The 14,056-nt window shown below is 66.8% G+C and carries 10 protein-coding genes and 3 pseudogenes; 6 read left to right on the forward strand and 7 right to left on the reverse strand.

The window, feature by feature from the left end; genetic code table 11:
• The first annotated feature begins 59 nt into the window (after window positions 1–59).
• The gene (gene brxD, locus N8I86_RS06525) at window positions 60–1,412 is read left to right on the forward strand and encodes a BREX system ATP-binding protein BrxD (RefSeq protein WP_263277355.1); all 1,353 of its coding nucleotides are present in this window, start codon (window positions 60–62) and stop codon (window positions 1,410–1,412) included.
• 52 nt (window positions 1,413–1,464) lie between these two features.
• Complete coding sequence (locus tag N8I86_RS06530; RefSeq protein WP_263277356.1) at window positions 1,465–3,612, forward strand: DEAD/DEAH box helicase; 2,148 nt, start codon at window positions 1,465–1,467, stop codon at window positions 3,610–3,612.
• Window positions 3,613–3,858: 246 nt separating this feature from the next.
• On the opposite strand, the gene N8I86_RS06535 is transcribed toward N8I86_RS06530, so the two are convergent.
• The 3 genes and pseudogenes from N8I86_RS06535 to N8I86_RS06540 all read right to left on the reverse strand — a co-directional run bounded on the left by N8I86_RS06535 (window position 3,859) and on the right by N8I86_RS06540 (window position 5,524).
• On the reverse strand, window positions 3,859–4,272 hold the full coding sequence (locus tag N8I86_RS06535; RefSeq protein ID WP_263277357.1) for an NUDIX hydrolase: 414 nt from the start codon (window positions 4,270–4,272) through the stop codon (window positions 3,859–3,861).
• Window positions 4,269–4,391 (reverse strand): annotated as a pseudogene (locus tag N8I86_RS39275) (NUDIX hydrolase); the annotation flags it as partial. The gene N8I86_RS06535 and the pseudogene N8I86_RS39275, both read right to left, overlap by 4 nt.
• Window positions 4,392–4,627: 236 nt before the next feature.
• Complete coding sequence (locus N8I86_RS06540) at window positions 4,628–5,524, reverse strand: DUF5655 domain-containing protein (protein ID WP_263280076.1); 897 nt, start codon at window positions 5,522–5,524, stop codon at window positions 4,628–4,630.
• A gap of 16 nt (window positions 5,525–5,540) precedes the next feature.
• Here N8I86_RS06540 and N8I86_RS06545 point away from each other — a divergent pair.
• Window positions 5,541–5,807 (forward strand): annotated as a pseudogene (locus N8I86_RS06545) (DNA-directed RNA polymerase subunit alpha C-terminal domain-containing protein); the annotation flags it as partial.
• A gap of 203 nt (window positions 5,808–6,010) precedes the next feature.
• On the opposite strand, the gene N8I86_RS06550 reads toward N8I86_RS06545, so the two are convergent.
• Window positions 6,011–7,456, reverse strand: a complete 1,446-nt coding sequence (locus N8I86_RS06550; protein ID WP_263277358.1) for an argonaute/piwi family protein — start codon at window positions 7,454–7,456, stop codon at window positions 6,011–6,013.
• Entirely contained in the window at window positions 7,453–8,748 is a 1,296-nt protein-coding gene (locus N8I86_RS06555; protein WP_263277359.1) for an HNH endonuclease, read from the reverse strand. Before N8I86_RS06555 ends, N8I86_RS06550 begins: the two co-directional genes overlap by 4 nt.
• A 594-nt stretch (window positions 8,749–9,342) precedes the next feature.
• On the opposite strand from N8I86_RS06555, the gene N8I86_RS06560 reads away from it, so the two are divergent.
• A complete protein-coding gene (locus tag N8I86_RS06560; RefSeq protein WP_263277360.1) occupies window positions 9,343–9,660 on the forward strand; it encodes a hypothetical protein in 318 nt (105 codons plus the stop codon).
• 155 nt (window positions 9,661–9,815) lie between these two features.
• Window positions 9,816–11,498: a recombinase family protein gene (locus tag N8I86_RS06565; RefSeq protein WP_263277361.1), complete on the forward strand. Its 1,683-nt coding sequence runs from the start codon at window positions 9,816–9,818 to the stop codon at window positions 11,496–11,498.
• A gap of 232 nt (window positions 11,499–11,730) precedes the next feature.
• Here the strand turns inward: N8I86_RS06565 and N8I86_RS06570 are convergent, their stop codons facing one another.
• Both N8I86_RS06570 and N8I86_RS06575 read right to left on the reverse strand, forming a co-directional pair.
• Window positions 11,731–12,123 (reverse strand): hypothetical protein, encoded by a 393-nt coding sequence (locus N8I86_RS06570; RefSeq protein ID WP_263277362.1) that lies wholly within the window; start codon window positions 12,121–12,123, stop codon window positions 11,731–11,733.
• 441 nt (window positions 12,124–12,564) lie between these two features.
• Window positions 12,565–13,275, reverse strand: a complete 711-nt coding sequence (locus N8I86_RS06575; RefSeq protein WP_263277363.1) for a hypothetical protein — start codon at window positions 13,273–13,275, stop codon at window positions 12,565–12,567.
• Window positions 13,276–13,439: 164 nt separating this feature from the next.
• Here N8I86_RS06575 and N8I86_RS38985 point away from each other — a divergent pair.
• Window positions 13,440–13,520, forward strand: a pseudogene (locus tag N8I86_RS38985) (AAA family ATPase); the annotation flags it as partial.
• Between the last annotated feature and the right edge of the window lie 536 nt (window positions 13,521–14,056).

Here is a 14,056-nt window from a genome sequence, read left to right on the forward strand (position 1 = left end):
CGGCGCGGTGCACGGCCGGGTGTCCGGCCAGGTGGGCAGCTGGATGGGAGACTATTCGGGTGAACGCGTTTGGATCTTCAGCATCCGGGGCTACCACCCCGGTCAGCGCGGTGCGGCGGCGTGCTGTCGTGGACGCGCTGCGGCGCGGCGCCGTCCCCGAGAGCGGCCTCGACCTGCTCGCCACCGGACTCGGCCGCTTCGAGCGGGCCGTCGATGAGGAACTGGACACTGCCGCCGCAGGCGGTTCGGTGTTCAAGGCCGTGCGCGGCGAGTACGGATCCGGCAAGACCTTCTTCACTCGCTGGCTCAGCGAGCGCGCCAAACGGCGCACCTTTGCCGTGGCCGAGGTGCAGGTGTCAGAGACCGAGACCCCGCTGCACAAGCTGGAGACGGTCTACCGGCGACTCACCGAGCGCCTGGCCACCGCGAGCTTCCCACCCAGCGCCCTGCGGCCGGTCGTAGACGCCTGGTTCTACGCACTCGAGGAGGACGCACTCGCCGATGGCGCGAGCGAGAGCGAGCTGCCACAGGCCGTGGACCGGCTGCTCACTGCCCGCCTGGCCGAGGTGTCCCGACACGCCCCCGCGTTCGCCACCGCCCTGCGCGGATACAAGCAGTCCCTGGATGCCGGCGACGAGGCCACCGCCGCTGCGGTGATGGCCTGGCTCGGCGGCCAGCCGCACGTCGCCGCAGCCGCCCGACGCAGTGCAGGCGTCCGCGGCGACCTCGACCACTTCGGTGCCTTCGGCTTCCTTCAGGGCCTGCTCACCGTGCTGAGAGACGCCGGGCACGCCGGCCTCGTCCTCGTCCTGGACGAAGTAGAAACCCTGCAACGGGTCCGCTCCGACGCCCGCGACAAAGCACTCAACGCACTGCGGCAGCTCATCGACGAGGTCCACTCCGGCCGCTTCCCCGGCCTGTATCTCATCATCACCGGCACGCCCGCCTTCTACGACGGGCAGCAGGGCGTCCAGCGACTCGCACCGCTCGCCCAGCGCCTCGCCACCGACTTCACCACCGACCCCCGCTTCGACAACCCGCGGGCCGTCCAGATCCGGCTACCCGGATTCACCGAGGCATCACTGACCGGCCTGGGCGCCACCATCCGCGACCTGTATACCGAAGGCTCCCAGTCCCCCGACAGGATCAAGCAGCTTGCCGACGACTCCTACCTCACCGACCTGGCCCGGGCTGTGGGCGGGGCACTGGGCGGGAAGGTCGGAGTCGCACCACGGCTGTACCTGAAGAAGCTGGTTGGCGACGTACTCGACCGGATCGACCAGTTCCCCGACTTCGACCCGCGCAGGCACTACAAGCTGACCGTGGGCAGCAGTGAGCTCACCGCCACCGAACGGAACTTCGCCGCGCCCGCACCGGCCGCCTCGGCTGACGACCTCGACCTCGACATCTGACGACCCAGTCCCGAAGTCCCGAACTCTGACGAATAGCCCGGGAGTTGCAGACGTGCAGGAGCAGCCGCGCGGCACCGACCCGCTGGAGCGCCTCGACCCGGTAGTCCTGCATCACATCGTCAACACGCTTGGGTGGCCCGATCTGCGCCCGCTGCAGAAGGCGTCCGTGCGCCCGCTGATGAACGGCGAGGACGCGATCCTGCTCGCGCCGACGGCGGGCGGGAAGACGGAGGCCGCCACCTTCCCCCTGCTGTCCGCCATGCGAGAGCAGCGCTGGACCGGCACCTCCGTCCTCTACCTGGCCCCGCTCAAGGCGCTCCTGAACAACCTGGTGCACCGAGTCGACAGCTACGCCCAGTGGCTGGGGCGCCGAGCCGCCCTCTGGCACGGCGACACCCCCGAGTCCGTACGCCGTCGCATCCGCACCGAATCCCCCGACTTCCTGCTCACCACACCCGAGTCCCTCGAAGCGATGCTCATCAGCGTCAAGACCGACCACGCACACATGCTGGGCCGGGTGCGTGCCGTCGTCGTCGATGAGGTGCACGCCTTCGCCGGGGACGACCGCGGCTGGCACCTGCTCGCCGTACTCGAACGCCTGGAACGGCTCGCCGGCCACCGCATCCAGCGCATCGGCCTGTCCGCCACAGTCGGCAACCCCGACACCCTGCTCACCTGGCTCCAGGGCGCACGCCCCGCCGACCGCCCTGGCCGGGTCGTCGCCCCCGGCGTCACTCTGCCCGCCACAACCGGAACCACCGAACCCCCGCGCCCCGCAGGAGAGGTGGAGCTCGACTACGTCGGATCGCTCGCCAACGCCGCCAAGGTGATCTCCGCCCTGCACCGGGGCGAGAAACGGCTCGTCTTCTGCGACTCTCGCAAGCAGGTGGAAGAACTCGGTGCGGCACTGCGCGCCCGCGACGTCACCGTGTTCCTCTCACACGCCTCACTGTCCACCGACGAACGCGCACGCTCTGAGCAGGCATTCGCCGAAGCCCGCGACTGCGTCATCGTCTCCACCTCCACCCTGGAACTCGGCATCGACGTCGGCGACCTCGACCGTGTCATCCAGATCGACTCACCCAGCACAGTGGCCTCGTTCCTGCAGCGCATCGGCCGCACCGGGCGTCGCGCCGGCACATCCCGCAACTGCCTGTTCCTCGCCACCCGGCCCGACAACCTGCTCCAAGCCGCCGGCCTGCTCTCTCTGTGGGCCCGTGGCTGGGTGGAACCCGTCACCCCGCCCCACTCACCCCGCCATCTCGTCGCTCAGCAGCTCCTCGCCGTCACCCTGCAGGAACACCGCGTCGGCGACCGGTTGTGGCCCGAGCAGTGGAACGGCCTGGCTCCCTTCGACCAGTCTGCCGCGCCCCTCCTGTCGCACCTGGTCGCGGAAGGCTTCCTCGACAGCGACGGCGGCATGCTGTTCATCGGCTCCGAAGCCGAGAAGCTCTTCGGCCGTCGGCACTTCATGGAGCTGACCGCCTCCTTCACCGCACCCCCTGAGTTCACGGTGCTCGCTGGACGCACCGAGATCGGCACCACCGACCCCACCGTCCTCACCGAAGAACGACCGGGCCCGCGCCGCCTGCTGCTGGCCGGCCGCAGCTGGCAAGTCACGTTCATCGACTGGGCCCGACGCCGTGCCTTCGTGGAACCCGTCGAGGACGGCGGCATCGCCAAATGGCAGGGCAGCGAAGCCCGCGGGCTCTCCTACGTCCTCACCCGCGCCATGCGCGACGTCCTGCTCGGCACGGATCCCGACGTCCGCCTCACCCGCCGCGCCGTCGCGGCCCTTGCTGAACTCCGCATGGACCGCGCACCCCACGAAGTACACCCGGCGGGCACCCTACTGGTCCGCGACGCGGACGCCACCCGCTGGTGGACCTGGGCCGGGTACCGCGCCAACGCCACCCTCACCGCCTCCCTCGGCAGCCTCGCCGACCCCGTACAGCGCCCCACTGACACCCATGTCCGCCTCCGTCAGGACCTCTCCCCCACCGACTGGAAAACCGCCCGCGCCGAGCTCCCCGACTCCCTCACCCTGCCCACCGTTGACCCGCGGGCAGTCCGCGGCCTGAAGTTCTCGGCGGCCCTACCGCCCCGCATCGCCACCACCACCCTCGCCGAACGCCTCGCCGACTTCGACGGCGCCCTCGCCGCAGCCCGCGAGCCCGTGCGGATGGAATGGGGCACCTGAACAACCCGGAACACAGGCGAATTTTCGGGCGGCTGAGGTCCTTCTCGGCCTGGAGGACGCTCGCGCTCATCTCGATGTCGATGCGGTGGCCGGTGCTGTCTACCCACCTAGGCTTTCACCACGAGGGGCAGGCAGGTTCTGCTCACCGAGGTTGAGGTCCGCCTCCACCAGCCACGCCCCGGTTCCAGCCTTGATTCCAACGCACTTACTCGAGCTCAAGAGATCACCCATTTGAGCTGGAACCACTCAGGTTGCCATGACTGCGTCCAGATGCGCTTGCACCGGCTCAAACAGCCCATATGGCACGTACTGCGGAATATCGTCATGGGCGACCCACGCAAGCTCAGCCAACTCCTCGGCGTCCGCGACATAGGCAGTACCGCCCACCACCTCACAGGCCGTGTACGACATCAACCGACCCGTCTTCGGGTGGACCCGCTCGCCGAGCAGCTTCATGGCAACCACCTCCACCCCGGTCTCCTCGTGGGTCTCTCGTACGGCGGCGTCTTCGCGGCTCTCACCCGGCTCAATTTCGCCGGCCGGGAACTGCCACGAGAGCTGTCCCTCGCTGACCTGGCGCCGCACCATGAGCACGCGCCCCTCGCTGACGACGATGGCCGCGGCGATGCCCGGCTGCTCCTCCGCGTTCTGCTGCGTCACGTCTGCTCCTCCAGGACAGCCAGGATGGGTGGGAAGATCGTATCGACGGGGATGAAGCGGGGGACCGAGTTTCTTGGGACCCACATGACGTCGATGTTCTCGACTGCGTTCGTTGCCGAGGCGTAAGGCAGACTGCAGCAGGCAGGCGTAGCGGCCGGTCCAGCGCTCGACCACGTCCATGATGCTGCCCCTTCATCGTCGCTCTGGTGCAGGAACCTGCGCGCGGAAGGTGCACTCCTACCGCTCGGGCACTGCATGGTCACGCAGCTGGAGCGTCGGAAGAATCGGAGTCGCCAGGAGCCAGGCAAACACCCGCCACAGGCTCAGCCCTTGGGCAGGCCACAGAAGGGACGAGTCACGCTGCCGCGTAGCTCGCCAGGAACAGATTTTGCGCCCGCTCCACATCCCTCGGCGTACGCAACTGCACCTCCAGATCACCCGTCCCATGGTGACCGAGACCGGAGACGTCCCGGGTGAATCCCGGGACAAGGTCGACGTCCTTCGGGTAAACCTTCAGGTAGACCAGCAGCTTGCTCCGCTGCGGCGGACAGAGGCAGGCGAAGTTCCGCAGCCGCTGGTACGCCCGGTACGTTTTGCGCTCGACGCGGTTCACACCGTCCCCGAGCCCGAGCAATGCCTCATCGACCGCGCTCGCCAGCTCAACCATCGACGCGTCCTGGATGCCGGCTGTCGCCCGGGCAACCGCCTGGCGGCGGGCTCGGCGTGCCGCCTGCATGCCGCCGCTCCCGGACGCCACGGTCTCAAGCCCGAGCAGGTCGCTCCCGAACAGTCGGTAGCGAACCAGGTCGATCGACCGCCGGTGCTCGTGCACGGCATGCACGTCGTAACGCGTGAAGTCGCCGGCGATACAGATCAGGCGAGGGCTGCTCCACAAGACCTGGGACGCGGCCCTCATCCCGAGCCGGTCGAGGACCAGGTGCTCGAACTCGGCACGGTGGTCCATTAGCCACGCCAGGTAGAACAGGCCCTGGTTGATGACGCCGGCGTCGATGCCGCGCTTGTACTCGACGATGACCGGCGATCCGTTCTCGTCCAGCCCGAGCGAATCGATCCGGCCCTTGTGGACCGGCCCGGTGCCGTACTCACTCGCCAGGAAACGGACGCCTAGCAGCGTCTCCATGTGCGCCTCGACGAGACCCTGCACATCTGCTTCGACCTCAGCAAGACGCGGCATGACCTCGCTCACGCCACATTTCGATGCATCCGTCCGGAACAACTTCAAGCCGACCACCCCCGTTATCGCATAGGAGATCGACAACGTCGGACGGGCGGAGAATTGTTTCCGCAACCAGCACGAGGCACGTGAAGAACGTGTGCCGAGGCCCGATCGACTGGTTCAGCGCTCCGAGGCTGACCTCCTGGACATCCGCAACTTCGGTGCGAAGTCCATCGACGAGGTCATGGAAAAGTTCCCCGGGATGGGCCTGGCCCTGAAGGACAGCCCGCCCGGATTCAACCCGCCCGCCGCCGCCTTCGACGCGGACGCGGGCTTCGTGGAGACCGAGCAGTACTGACCGCTGAGCCGCGCCGGTCATAAGACAAAGCGTCCAGGGACAGGAGAACCTCACCGCTGTTTCGACGCCCTCAGGGGACCTCGGGCGGGTCGCGCCAACGTACAGCCAGGTGGACAGCGCCGAGTGCCGCAGGCCGTACGGCTGTTTCGCCGGCAGGGAGCTGACGAGAAGGGGGCGTTGCCCGAGGCCCGCACCTCGTGCATTCAGATATAGAACTTGAACTGAGGCAGTGGCTCCCGGTCTGCGGGGATCTCCCTCATGATCTCGCCGACCAGCCCGGAGAACTTGATCGTGATCGGCAGGAGTCCGCCCAATGCGGCCGAGTTCCAATTGAGCTTCGTGAGCGCGAGGACTTCCTTCAGCAGAGCATCTCGCGAAGAATCCTGTCCGACATGGTCAGCGACCTGGAGCGGCGCCGGAACGTGCATCCCGTGGAACTCGTTGAGCGCGGATATGTAGCCCGTCGTGTACAGGTAGTCCAAGTCACCGAAAGTGAAACGGGTTCCGCGCAGCGGCGGATACTTCGATGTGGTGATGAGACGTACCCGGCTCTGCACCTCAAGCGCCATCAGGTCGTAGCGCCGCACACGGGACTCGATCGCCGCGCGGAAGCCCTCACGTTCGTCCGGCCAGTAGCGCGAGGTCTTGTGGACCACGATGCGAGCCGGGGTCTGCTTCATGGCTGCCTCGTACCGGTCGAGTACCAGGGCCATCAGCTGGTGCGCGCCGTCAGCCGTCAGGTGAGGCGAACGGCTCCCGGTCTTGTTCGGATCCCACTCGAATTCGTGTCCCCGGAGAACCAGTCCTTCCCCTCTCGCGTCAAACGCCTGCACGAGGCTGGTCTGCATCGTCGCATCCGCGCTACCCAGCGGCCGATAGAAGCCGATGCCGACGTAGCAGGTCCCAGGCGTGAGGCCGTACGGACTCCACGGATAGCCTCCCGCCTTGCAGTACATCGCGGTGAAGAAGTTCCAGGCGATGCGGGAGGGCGGTGTCCTGTCGCGCCCGTCGAGCGTGGGCGCTCGGACGATCTGCGTTGGTATGCGGAACTTCATGGCGCTCGCCTTGAGAGCCCGGCGCAGGTCGCGATGGACCGCGCCGGTCTCTTTGCCGGTGTAGTCGGCCGTGCCGCAGCGCGTCACGATCTGATCGGACAGCGCGATCACGACGTAGTCGGGGACGCTGTCACGCTCTGCCAACTGCCGGAACTTGGCCTCGAACAGGGTCAAGGCAGCGTGGAAGCGGTCCTTCTGCGACTTGATCTCCAGTACCTGACGCAGTTCGGTCTGCCCCAGTTCTTCATTCCACGCGTCGTCGAATTCCAGCGACGAGAAGAACCCGCGGTCGGCCATCCACCCAGGGAACTCCGGGTTGTTCAGATCCCCGCGTACGCCCTCGGCGCGACTGCTCATCCAGGTACGGGCCGCCTCGACGAGCTCCGCAGTACCGATCAGCCCCACGCGCAGCCGGGCGGGATGGCGACCCGATGCCGTCCAGGAACGCGGCCCGTAGCGTGCGATGCCGGCCTTGGGGTCAATGTGCAGGCCGTCGTTGGCAAACTGCAGCAGCGGTTCGGGAAAGTAGGTGCTAGCGATGAGCGACGGGGAGCCAGCGGGCGAGATCCTCGGTGGAGCAGGGCGTGCCGTCATCGCAGCGTTTCCTCCGCGTCGTCGTCTTCGTCGGCGGCATCATCTTCGTCGCTCAGACCCTCCGCCTCGGCCCAGGTGAAGAGGTCGTCCACGTAGTCGACGTTCTTGAAGGGCATGTCGTGCTCGGCGGGAATGCCCGGCCAGCGCACCTGTCCGCTACTCAGCGATGTCGAGACGATCAAATTCTGCCTGTCCGTGCCGAAGGGGAAGAAAATCCGCGGAGTGCTCCTACCGAGGAAGTCCCGCCAGAACTGCACTTCGCCCAGGAGGTCGTGGTTGAAGAGGCGGGACTTCTTCCGGGTCACCTGCCGCCCGATGTACTTGGCCTGTATGGACTCGAAGCCGTCGGAGGTGACACGCAACTCGGGTCTGACGCTCAGGCACCACTGGTTGTCACCGATGAGGAAGAAGCGCAGCGAAACAGCACGGTGAAGCCAATAGTTGCGAGCCTCCCCGGTCGCTCGCTTCTTGGGCTGCCATACGACGCTCCGGGTCGCCCTGCTGGCATTCAACGGCCGGTACGGCACGGAGCGTTCAACACCAGCAGCCTCCGGTTCGAAGTAGTAGCGGTGGTGGTCGTGGTCAAGCCGCAGTCCGAGACGTCCGGTGAGTTTGTTCAGCGACCGGTTCAGCAGCGCGACGTACCACCCCAGTCTGTCGGGATCCGTCCACCACTCCTTGGTGGAGAAGCGCTCGGTCTCCGTGCACGCCACCACATCGGCGAACGGGTTGCTGGTGTCACGCAAGTCCTGGAATGCCCACAACCGCCCCTCACGCAGGATGAATGGCGTCATCGTCCCAGCAGATGCCGCGGCTGGCCGGACCTCGTTCTCCCGGCCGACAGAGCAAGGGGCTCCGTAGATGTAGCGCGGCATCTGCGTAACCGGCAGCACGTTGCTGTACACGGTGTCGTTGACCATCGGGGGCAGCTCCGTCGGCACGTTGGAACGCCCGCCAAGCCTGCGCTCAATCCGCTGTTCGTGAGTCTCCTTCATGGCGTGCAGACGCTCCACCGTGTACTTCGCCAGCGCACCTTCGGAGTCGATCAGCTGGTGATGCTGATTGCACAGCAAGATCAGGTTCTCGTACCGATTGCGCTCCTCCGGCGTCAACGGTGAATCGCCCCGCGGACCATTCGGGCTCTCCGCCACGATGTGGGCCATCTCGCCAAGCACCACAACGGGGTCCTCCGGTGTCCCCTGCGCCGTCAGCAGTAAGTCGCATCCGGGAAAGGCGCAGATATTGCCGGAACGCTGGGTCAACTTGCGTTGCTGCGCGACAGGTACGGCCACAGCACCTCCTCCAGGTAACCCACATGCTACGGACGACCTCTGACAAAGGCCCTCCCTCGCACAAGATCGCGAACCGTCAGGGCTCGGCTGCGTCGCAGCACCGCCGGTGGGTCGTCACAAGAGTCGGCCCAGCCTCTGATCTGTTGACCACTGGTTGTGCTGTCTTCGCTCAGTTCCTCGACCTGCTCGGCGAAAGTCCGGTGTGGACACGATGTGCAGTGTGCCGTCCTGAACGGTCAGTTCGATGTCGACGCGGGTGTCGGCTGCCTCGGCGGCTTCGCCGCACCACGTCAGGGTCTCGTCCAGCGCACCGAGGTGGACGGGGAGCGGACGGAAGACCTCCTGACGCATGTCGTCGCGGACCGTGACACCCGTGGCCGGGGCCTAGTCGCGCCCCAGGCCCGACACCGTCCCCTGGCCTATCTAGCAAGAGCCGAGACGAAACATTTGAGGCTCCGGGATTATCTGCGACTGGGGCGCGGAATTGTTTTCAGGGGAGTTCATGCGGGCCGTCGAGACGGCGACAATGTGCCGCGTCGAATTTCTACTATCTACTCACCATCAGAATAGGGCTGGGCCCCCATAGTTACCGGAGTGACCGTGAATCAGCTCTCGCGTCTTCTAGCCGACACGTCGGACGGCATCCTTGACAACACGGCCGAGGCTGAGCCTCCGTCCATGGCAACCGGCAGCGTCGCCCCGAAAGGGCCCTGCCCGGCCGGGGGTCCGCGGGTGCTCGTGGAGTACGTCATTGTCGACGGCGAGGACGCTTACCCGCTGGCCCAGCGCCAAAGCGCCGCGATCCGCGAGGTGATGAAGTGGCTCTACGCCCGCCACAGCGTCCCAGCGGAAGGCAGACAGGCCGAAACGGCCCGCCCTACGCCTTCCCGCACGGAGGGGGACACCACATGACCGTCACCCCACCTGCCCCCCGGTCGCCCTGGGCACCTCCCGTACCCGGCCGCCCCTGGGCCACCGATGGCATCCCGGACGCAGCGGCGCCCCCAGTGACTGTCCCGGTTGCCTGGCTCGGCCGAACCTCCACAGAGGACACCCAGGACCCCACGTTGTCGCTGCCCCGACAGCTGCGCAACGCCAGAGCCGCTCTGCCGGCCGGCTGGGTGATCGTCGCCCACTTCTACGACGTAGAGTCCGGCCGCAAGGAACTGCACGAGCGAGGTAACTCCCTAGCCCACCAGAACCTCAAGATCCCCATCCCACGCGACGGCAGCGTCACCGACCTCCTCAAAGAGGCCCAACGCCCCAATCGCCGCTTCGCTGCCGTTATTTGCGAGTCGATCGAACGCATCGCCCGCCGCACTTACTTCGGCACGAAGATCGAGTACGAGCTGGAGCAAGCTGGAATCGCCCTGTGCGCCGCTGACGAGCCGATCGTCACCGGTCCCAGGGCCAAACTCGCCACACCGACCCTCACCCGGCGCATCAAGCAGGCCGTCTCCGAGTGGTACGTGCTCCAGATGCTCGAGCTGTCCTGGGACGGCTTCATCGAGCACATCTCCCAGGGCTGGAACGTGGGGAAGCCTCCCTACGGCTACCTGGCGGAGAAGGTGCCTCACCCCGTTCCGGCTCGCCGAGCTGAGGGCCGTACCAAGCACCGGCTCATCCCCGACCCGCCGCGGGCCTCAGCGGTCACCTTTATCTTCCAGCTTCGCGGGCTGGATAAGCTCGGTTACGACGCCATCGCCGACCGTCTGAACCTGGACCTAGCAGCTTACCCACCTCCGGAGCCGACCCGCCCCGATGTGGCCCTGGGGTGCTGGAGCGGTTCCGCCGTGCGAGAGATCCTGCGCAATCCAAAGTACACGGGCTACCAGGTCTGGAACCGCCGGGCGATGAAGAAGGGTGGTCGCTACAACGACCCGAAGGACTGGGTGTGGTCACCCCGGCCCGTCCATGAGCCTCTTGTCACCAAGGAACTGTTTGACGCCGTCTCCACCGTGGGCCGCAAACGCCAGAGATCCCGCACCACCCACGGAGCCAACGCGCACCCGGCCACCAAGCGCTCCTACGTCCTGCGATCGTACGTCTACTGCGACACTTGTGATCGCCGCATGTTCGGCAAGTCGCGCCACCAGATCTCTTACTACGCCTGCCAGCCCGACCCCAACGAACATCGTGATCAGCCGTGGTTTCCTGATCACCCCAAGAGCTTGTGGATCCGCGAGCAGATCCTGATCGCTTCCATCTCCCGCTTCTTCGCCACCAGGATCTTCGTACTCGATCGGCGTAGTCATCTCAGAGCCGCCCCCAAAGGCGCTCGGTCCGCGGACGGTGCCGGCGACCGCATCGCTAAGGAGCGGGCCGCGCTGGGGCGCACTATCAGTGCCATCGGCCAGCGCCAGGCCCGTCTCATCCGCACCCTCGCAGACGGCCCTGGCGGCCACGAGGCCAGCGATCTCCACCCGGATCAGGAGAAGCAGTTGCGTGACGCGATCCAACGCGAGCACGCCGTGCTGGGCGCCCAGCGTGAACAGCTCGCCGAGCAGCTGGCTCACCTGCGCGCGCCGAAGCAGGCTGTGCGCGCCGCCGACAACGCGGCTCTGCTGGATGCGCTCCCGCACCTCGATGTGGACCTCGCCCTGGTCCCAGAGGAGATCCAACGACGGCTCTACGGTGCCTTCGGGCTGGAGGTTCGCTACAGCCGGCCCCACGAGGAGCTAACTCTGCGGGTGACGATCCCGGACTACCGGCTTGACGGACTGTTGTTAGCCCACGAGCTGGAGCAATGAAACAAAAAATCGGGCACCCTCAACGTGTTTCCGTTCCCGGAGCACGAAGCAGGCGAAGCCGGGAACAGCGAAGGTTTCACCGGCAATCTAAGCACTCACCTGATCGAGGATCCCGACGGGCTCGACGCGCGACGCGCTGCGGTTGAGTTGGAACCGCACGCGGAGTATGCCCGGCGCATGCGGGGCGGCTGACCAGGCCGCCCTGTCCTCCAGTACGAGATGCGCGCAGCAGTCAGCAGGCGCGGTTCCACCACTCCATAGCATTCAGCGCTAGCACCTTTCTCTCCAGAGTTTTGGCCGCCGTGCCGCTCACGGTGACGACCCAGCAGACGTGAAGATCCGCCCAAGCTAGCGCGGTCTTGCCCCACTTGGTCGCCCGCGTGGACCGCCCGGTTTCAGCCTCCGCCAGCCGCTCGCGACGCCACTGGGGGTCGACCAGTGCCCGGTCGAAGACCGCCTCTCCGAGCCCGGAGGCCAGCGCCTTGCCGCTGGTGTAGCGCCGCAGCCGCCCGCGCAGACCCTTTCCCTGGCGTTCACCTGCCATACTGACGTAGACGAGCGGGCCAGCCGCGCCCCGCTTGGCGAGGTAGACGCCCGGCATCTGCGGCACTTCCGCGCCGACCAAGTGAACCCACTCCGACCACGGGGCTAGGTCCAGAATTTCCTAACTGATCCCCTCGACGTCCACGCGTTCGGGCATGAGCAGTCCTCTCGCCGGACGTTCAGTGTGCGGCGCACATGCAGAACGAGCCGCCGCAGGTGTAACAGCGTGGACGCCCGACGCACCGGCACGACTGCCCGCAGTTCACGGGATCGGTGTGCAACTTCACCTCGTCCGGGTTGCCCGGGTCGTACGCGGCGCGGCAGTACCGGCAGGCAACCTGCCCAGGCGGGGGAAGGTCTTCAACGCCAGGTGTCCTTGGCGGCTCCGTGGGGGGCGACGGACCCGGGTCTCGCCGCGCGTCCGGGTCCTCATCCTCGAAGAGGCGGAACTCCCTGATGGCGCTCCACTCGTTCATCATGGCTGCATCCTCGCAGACGGCGCGGGGCCACCGGCGCGGGGCTTTCAGTAGTCCATGGCGGACGGCATCTCGACGTCGTACTCGGCGTTGTACTCCGCGTAGTACTCGGCTTGGTTCTCCGCGTGCGCGTCGAGGACACCGGAACAGCCTGCGTACAGCATCCAAGCGGCATCATGCAGACGCCGGACGTCCGCGTCGAAGTCGACCCGCTGCTGGTTCGGCCGCGCCCGCACCAACCCCTGTCCCCTGCCACCCTTCACCGTGCTGTATCGGAAGGTCTGCCCCTTCTCGTCGAGCTGGTGCAGCCAGTCCAGGGTGCCTTGAGTGGTCGGATCGATCCGGTCGTTCGGGGGCGGCATCAACCGGCCGAGGTACTGGTTGAATCGGTCCGCCAGATGCGCGATCGCATGGGACGTCGTTAGAAAGCTGTCGAGTTCCTCGGGCGGCACCGACACGCCGTCTCGACGCAGACAAGCCGCAGCCAACCGGATGTTCCACTTCAAGGCGAGTTCGATGGCGTGCCGGTACTGGTAGTAGATCGGCACAGGCAGAGCGTCGTTCGCCCCGGTCCGGATCCAGTGGCTCGCCAGGATGGCGCCGGCCTCCAGGTAACCGAGAGCCAGATCGAGATCGTCTTCTTCAGCACCTCCGAGAACAGCGATGCTGTCCCATTCCGACCGGCGCTGAGGCAGTCGAGTCAGATCGTTAGGGTCATCCATCGGGGCGTCTACGTCATCCACAAGCTCATCGTCCATGGAGCCATGGTGATGGCCCGACTACCTGACGCGCCCGACATTTTCGACCTCTATGGCCGCCCTGCGAGAAGCGGGGAGACCCGAGTTGATCGTCCGCCGTCACTGGAGGATCGACAGCAGCTCCTGGAGTACCGCGTTGAGGCTGGCGGGTTCCGGGAGATCGCAAGACCCACCTCGCCATCGGCCTGGGGATCAGGGCCTGTCAGGCTGGACACCGTGTCGCGTTCGCCACCGCCGCCCAGTGAGTCGCCCACCTCGCCGAACCGCCCCAAGCTCCTGACGTGAACAAGGCCATTGTCAGTGCCGCGTGCGATCCTCAACCCGGAAGCGGGCACTTCAGAAGGAGGCCGGGTGGCGACGGGACGTCCGCGGAAGGATCCACGCGATCCGGTGCTGATTATGCGGGATGCCGGGCTCGAACCACTGGAGCCCTATCCAGGAAGTGATAAGCCCTGGCGCTGCCGCCATGAAGCGTGCGGGAGAGAAGTGTCACCGCGGCTGGGCAACATTGCGGCGGGCCGGCAGGGCGGCTGCCGGTACTGCTCAGGCACGGCATCGATTCCGCCTGAGGCGGTGGTGGCGTTGATGCGCTCGGCCGGCCTGGAACCGCTGGAGCCGTATCCCGGGGCGACACCCCCTTGGCGCTGCCGGCACGTGCCGTGCGGTCGGGAGGTCAAGCCGCGCTACTCGTACATCAAACGCGGAGGGGGACCGTGCCGATGGTGCGCGCCGAACGCGCCGGTCGATCCGGACCAGGCCGCCGCGCTCATGAGGTCGGCGG

Source organism: Streptomyces albidicamelliae (genome assembly GCF_025642175.1).
Taxonomy (GTDB): Bacteria; Actinomycetota; Actinomycetes; order Streptomycetales; family Streptomycetaceae; genus Streptomyces; species Streptomyces albidocamelliae.

Bases quoted from the DNA above. Each gene is read 5' to 3' on its own strand.
- N8I86_RS06550 (WP_263277358.1), bottom strand. From the start codon at position 7,456: ATGACGGCACGCCCTGCTCCACCGAGGATCTCGCCCGCTGGCTCCCCG.
- N8I86_RS06575 (WP_263277363.1), bottom strand. From the start codon at position 13,275: ATGGACGATGAGCTTGTGGATGACGTAGACGCCCCGATGGATGACCCT.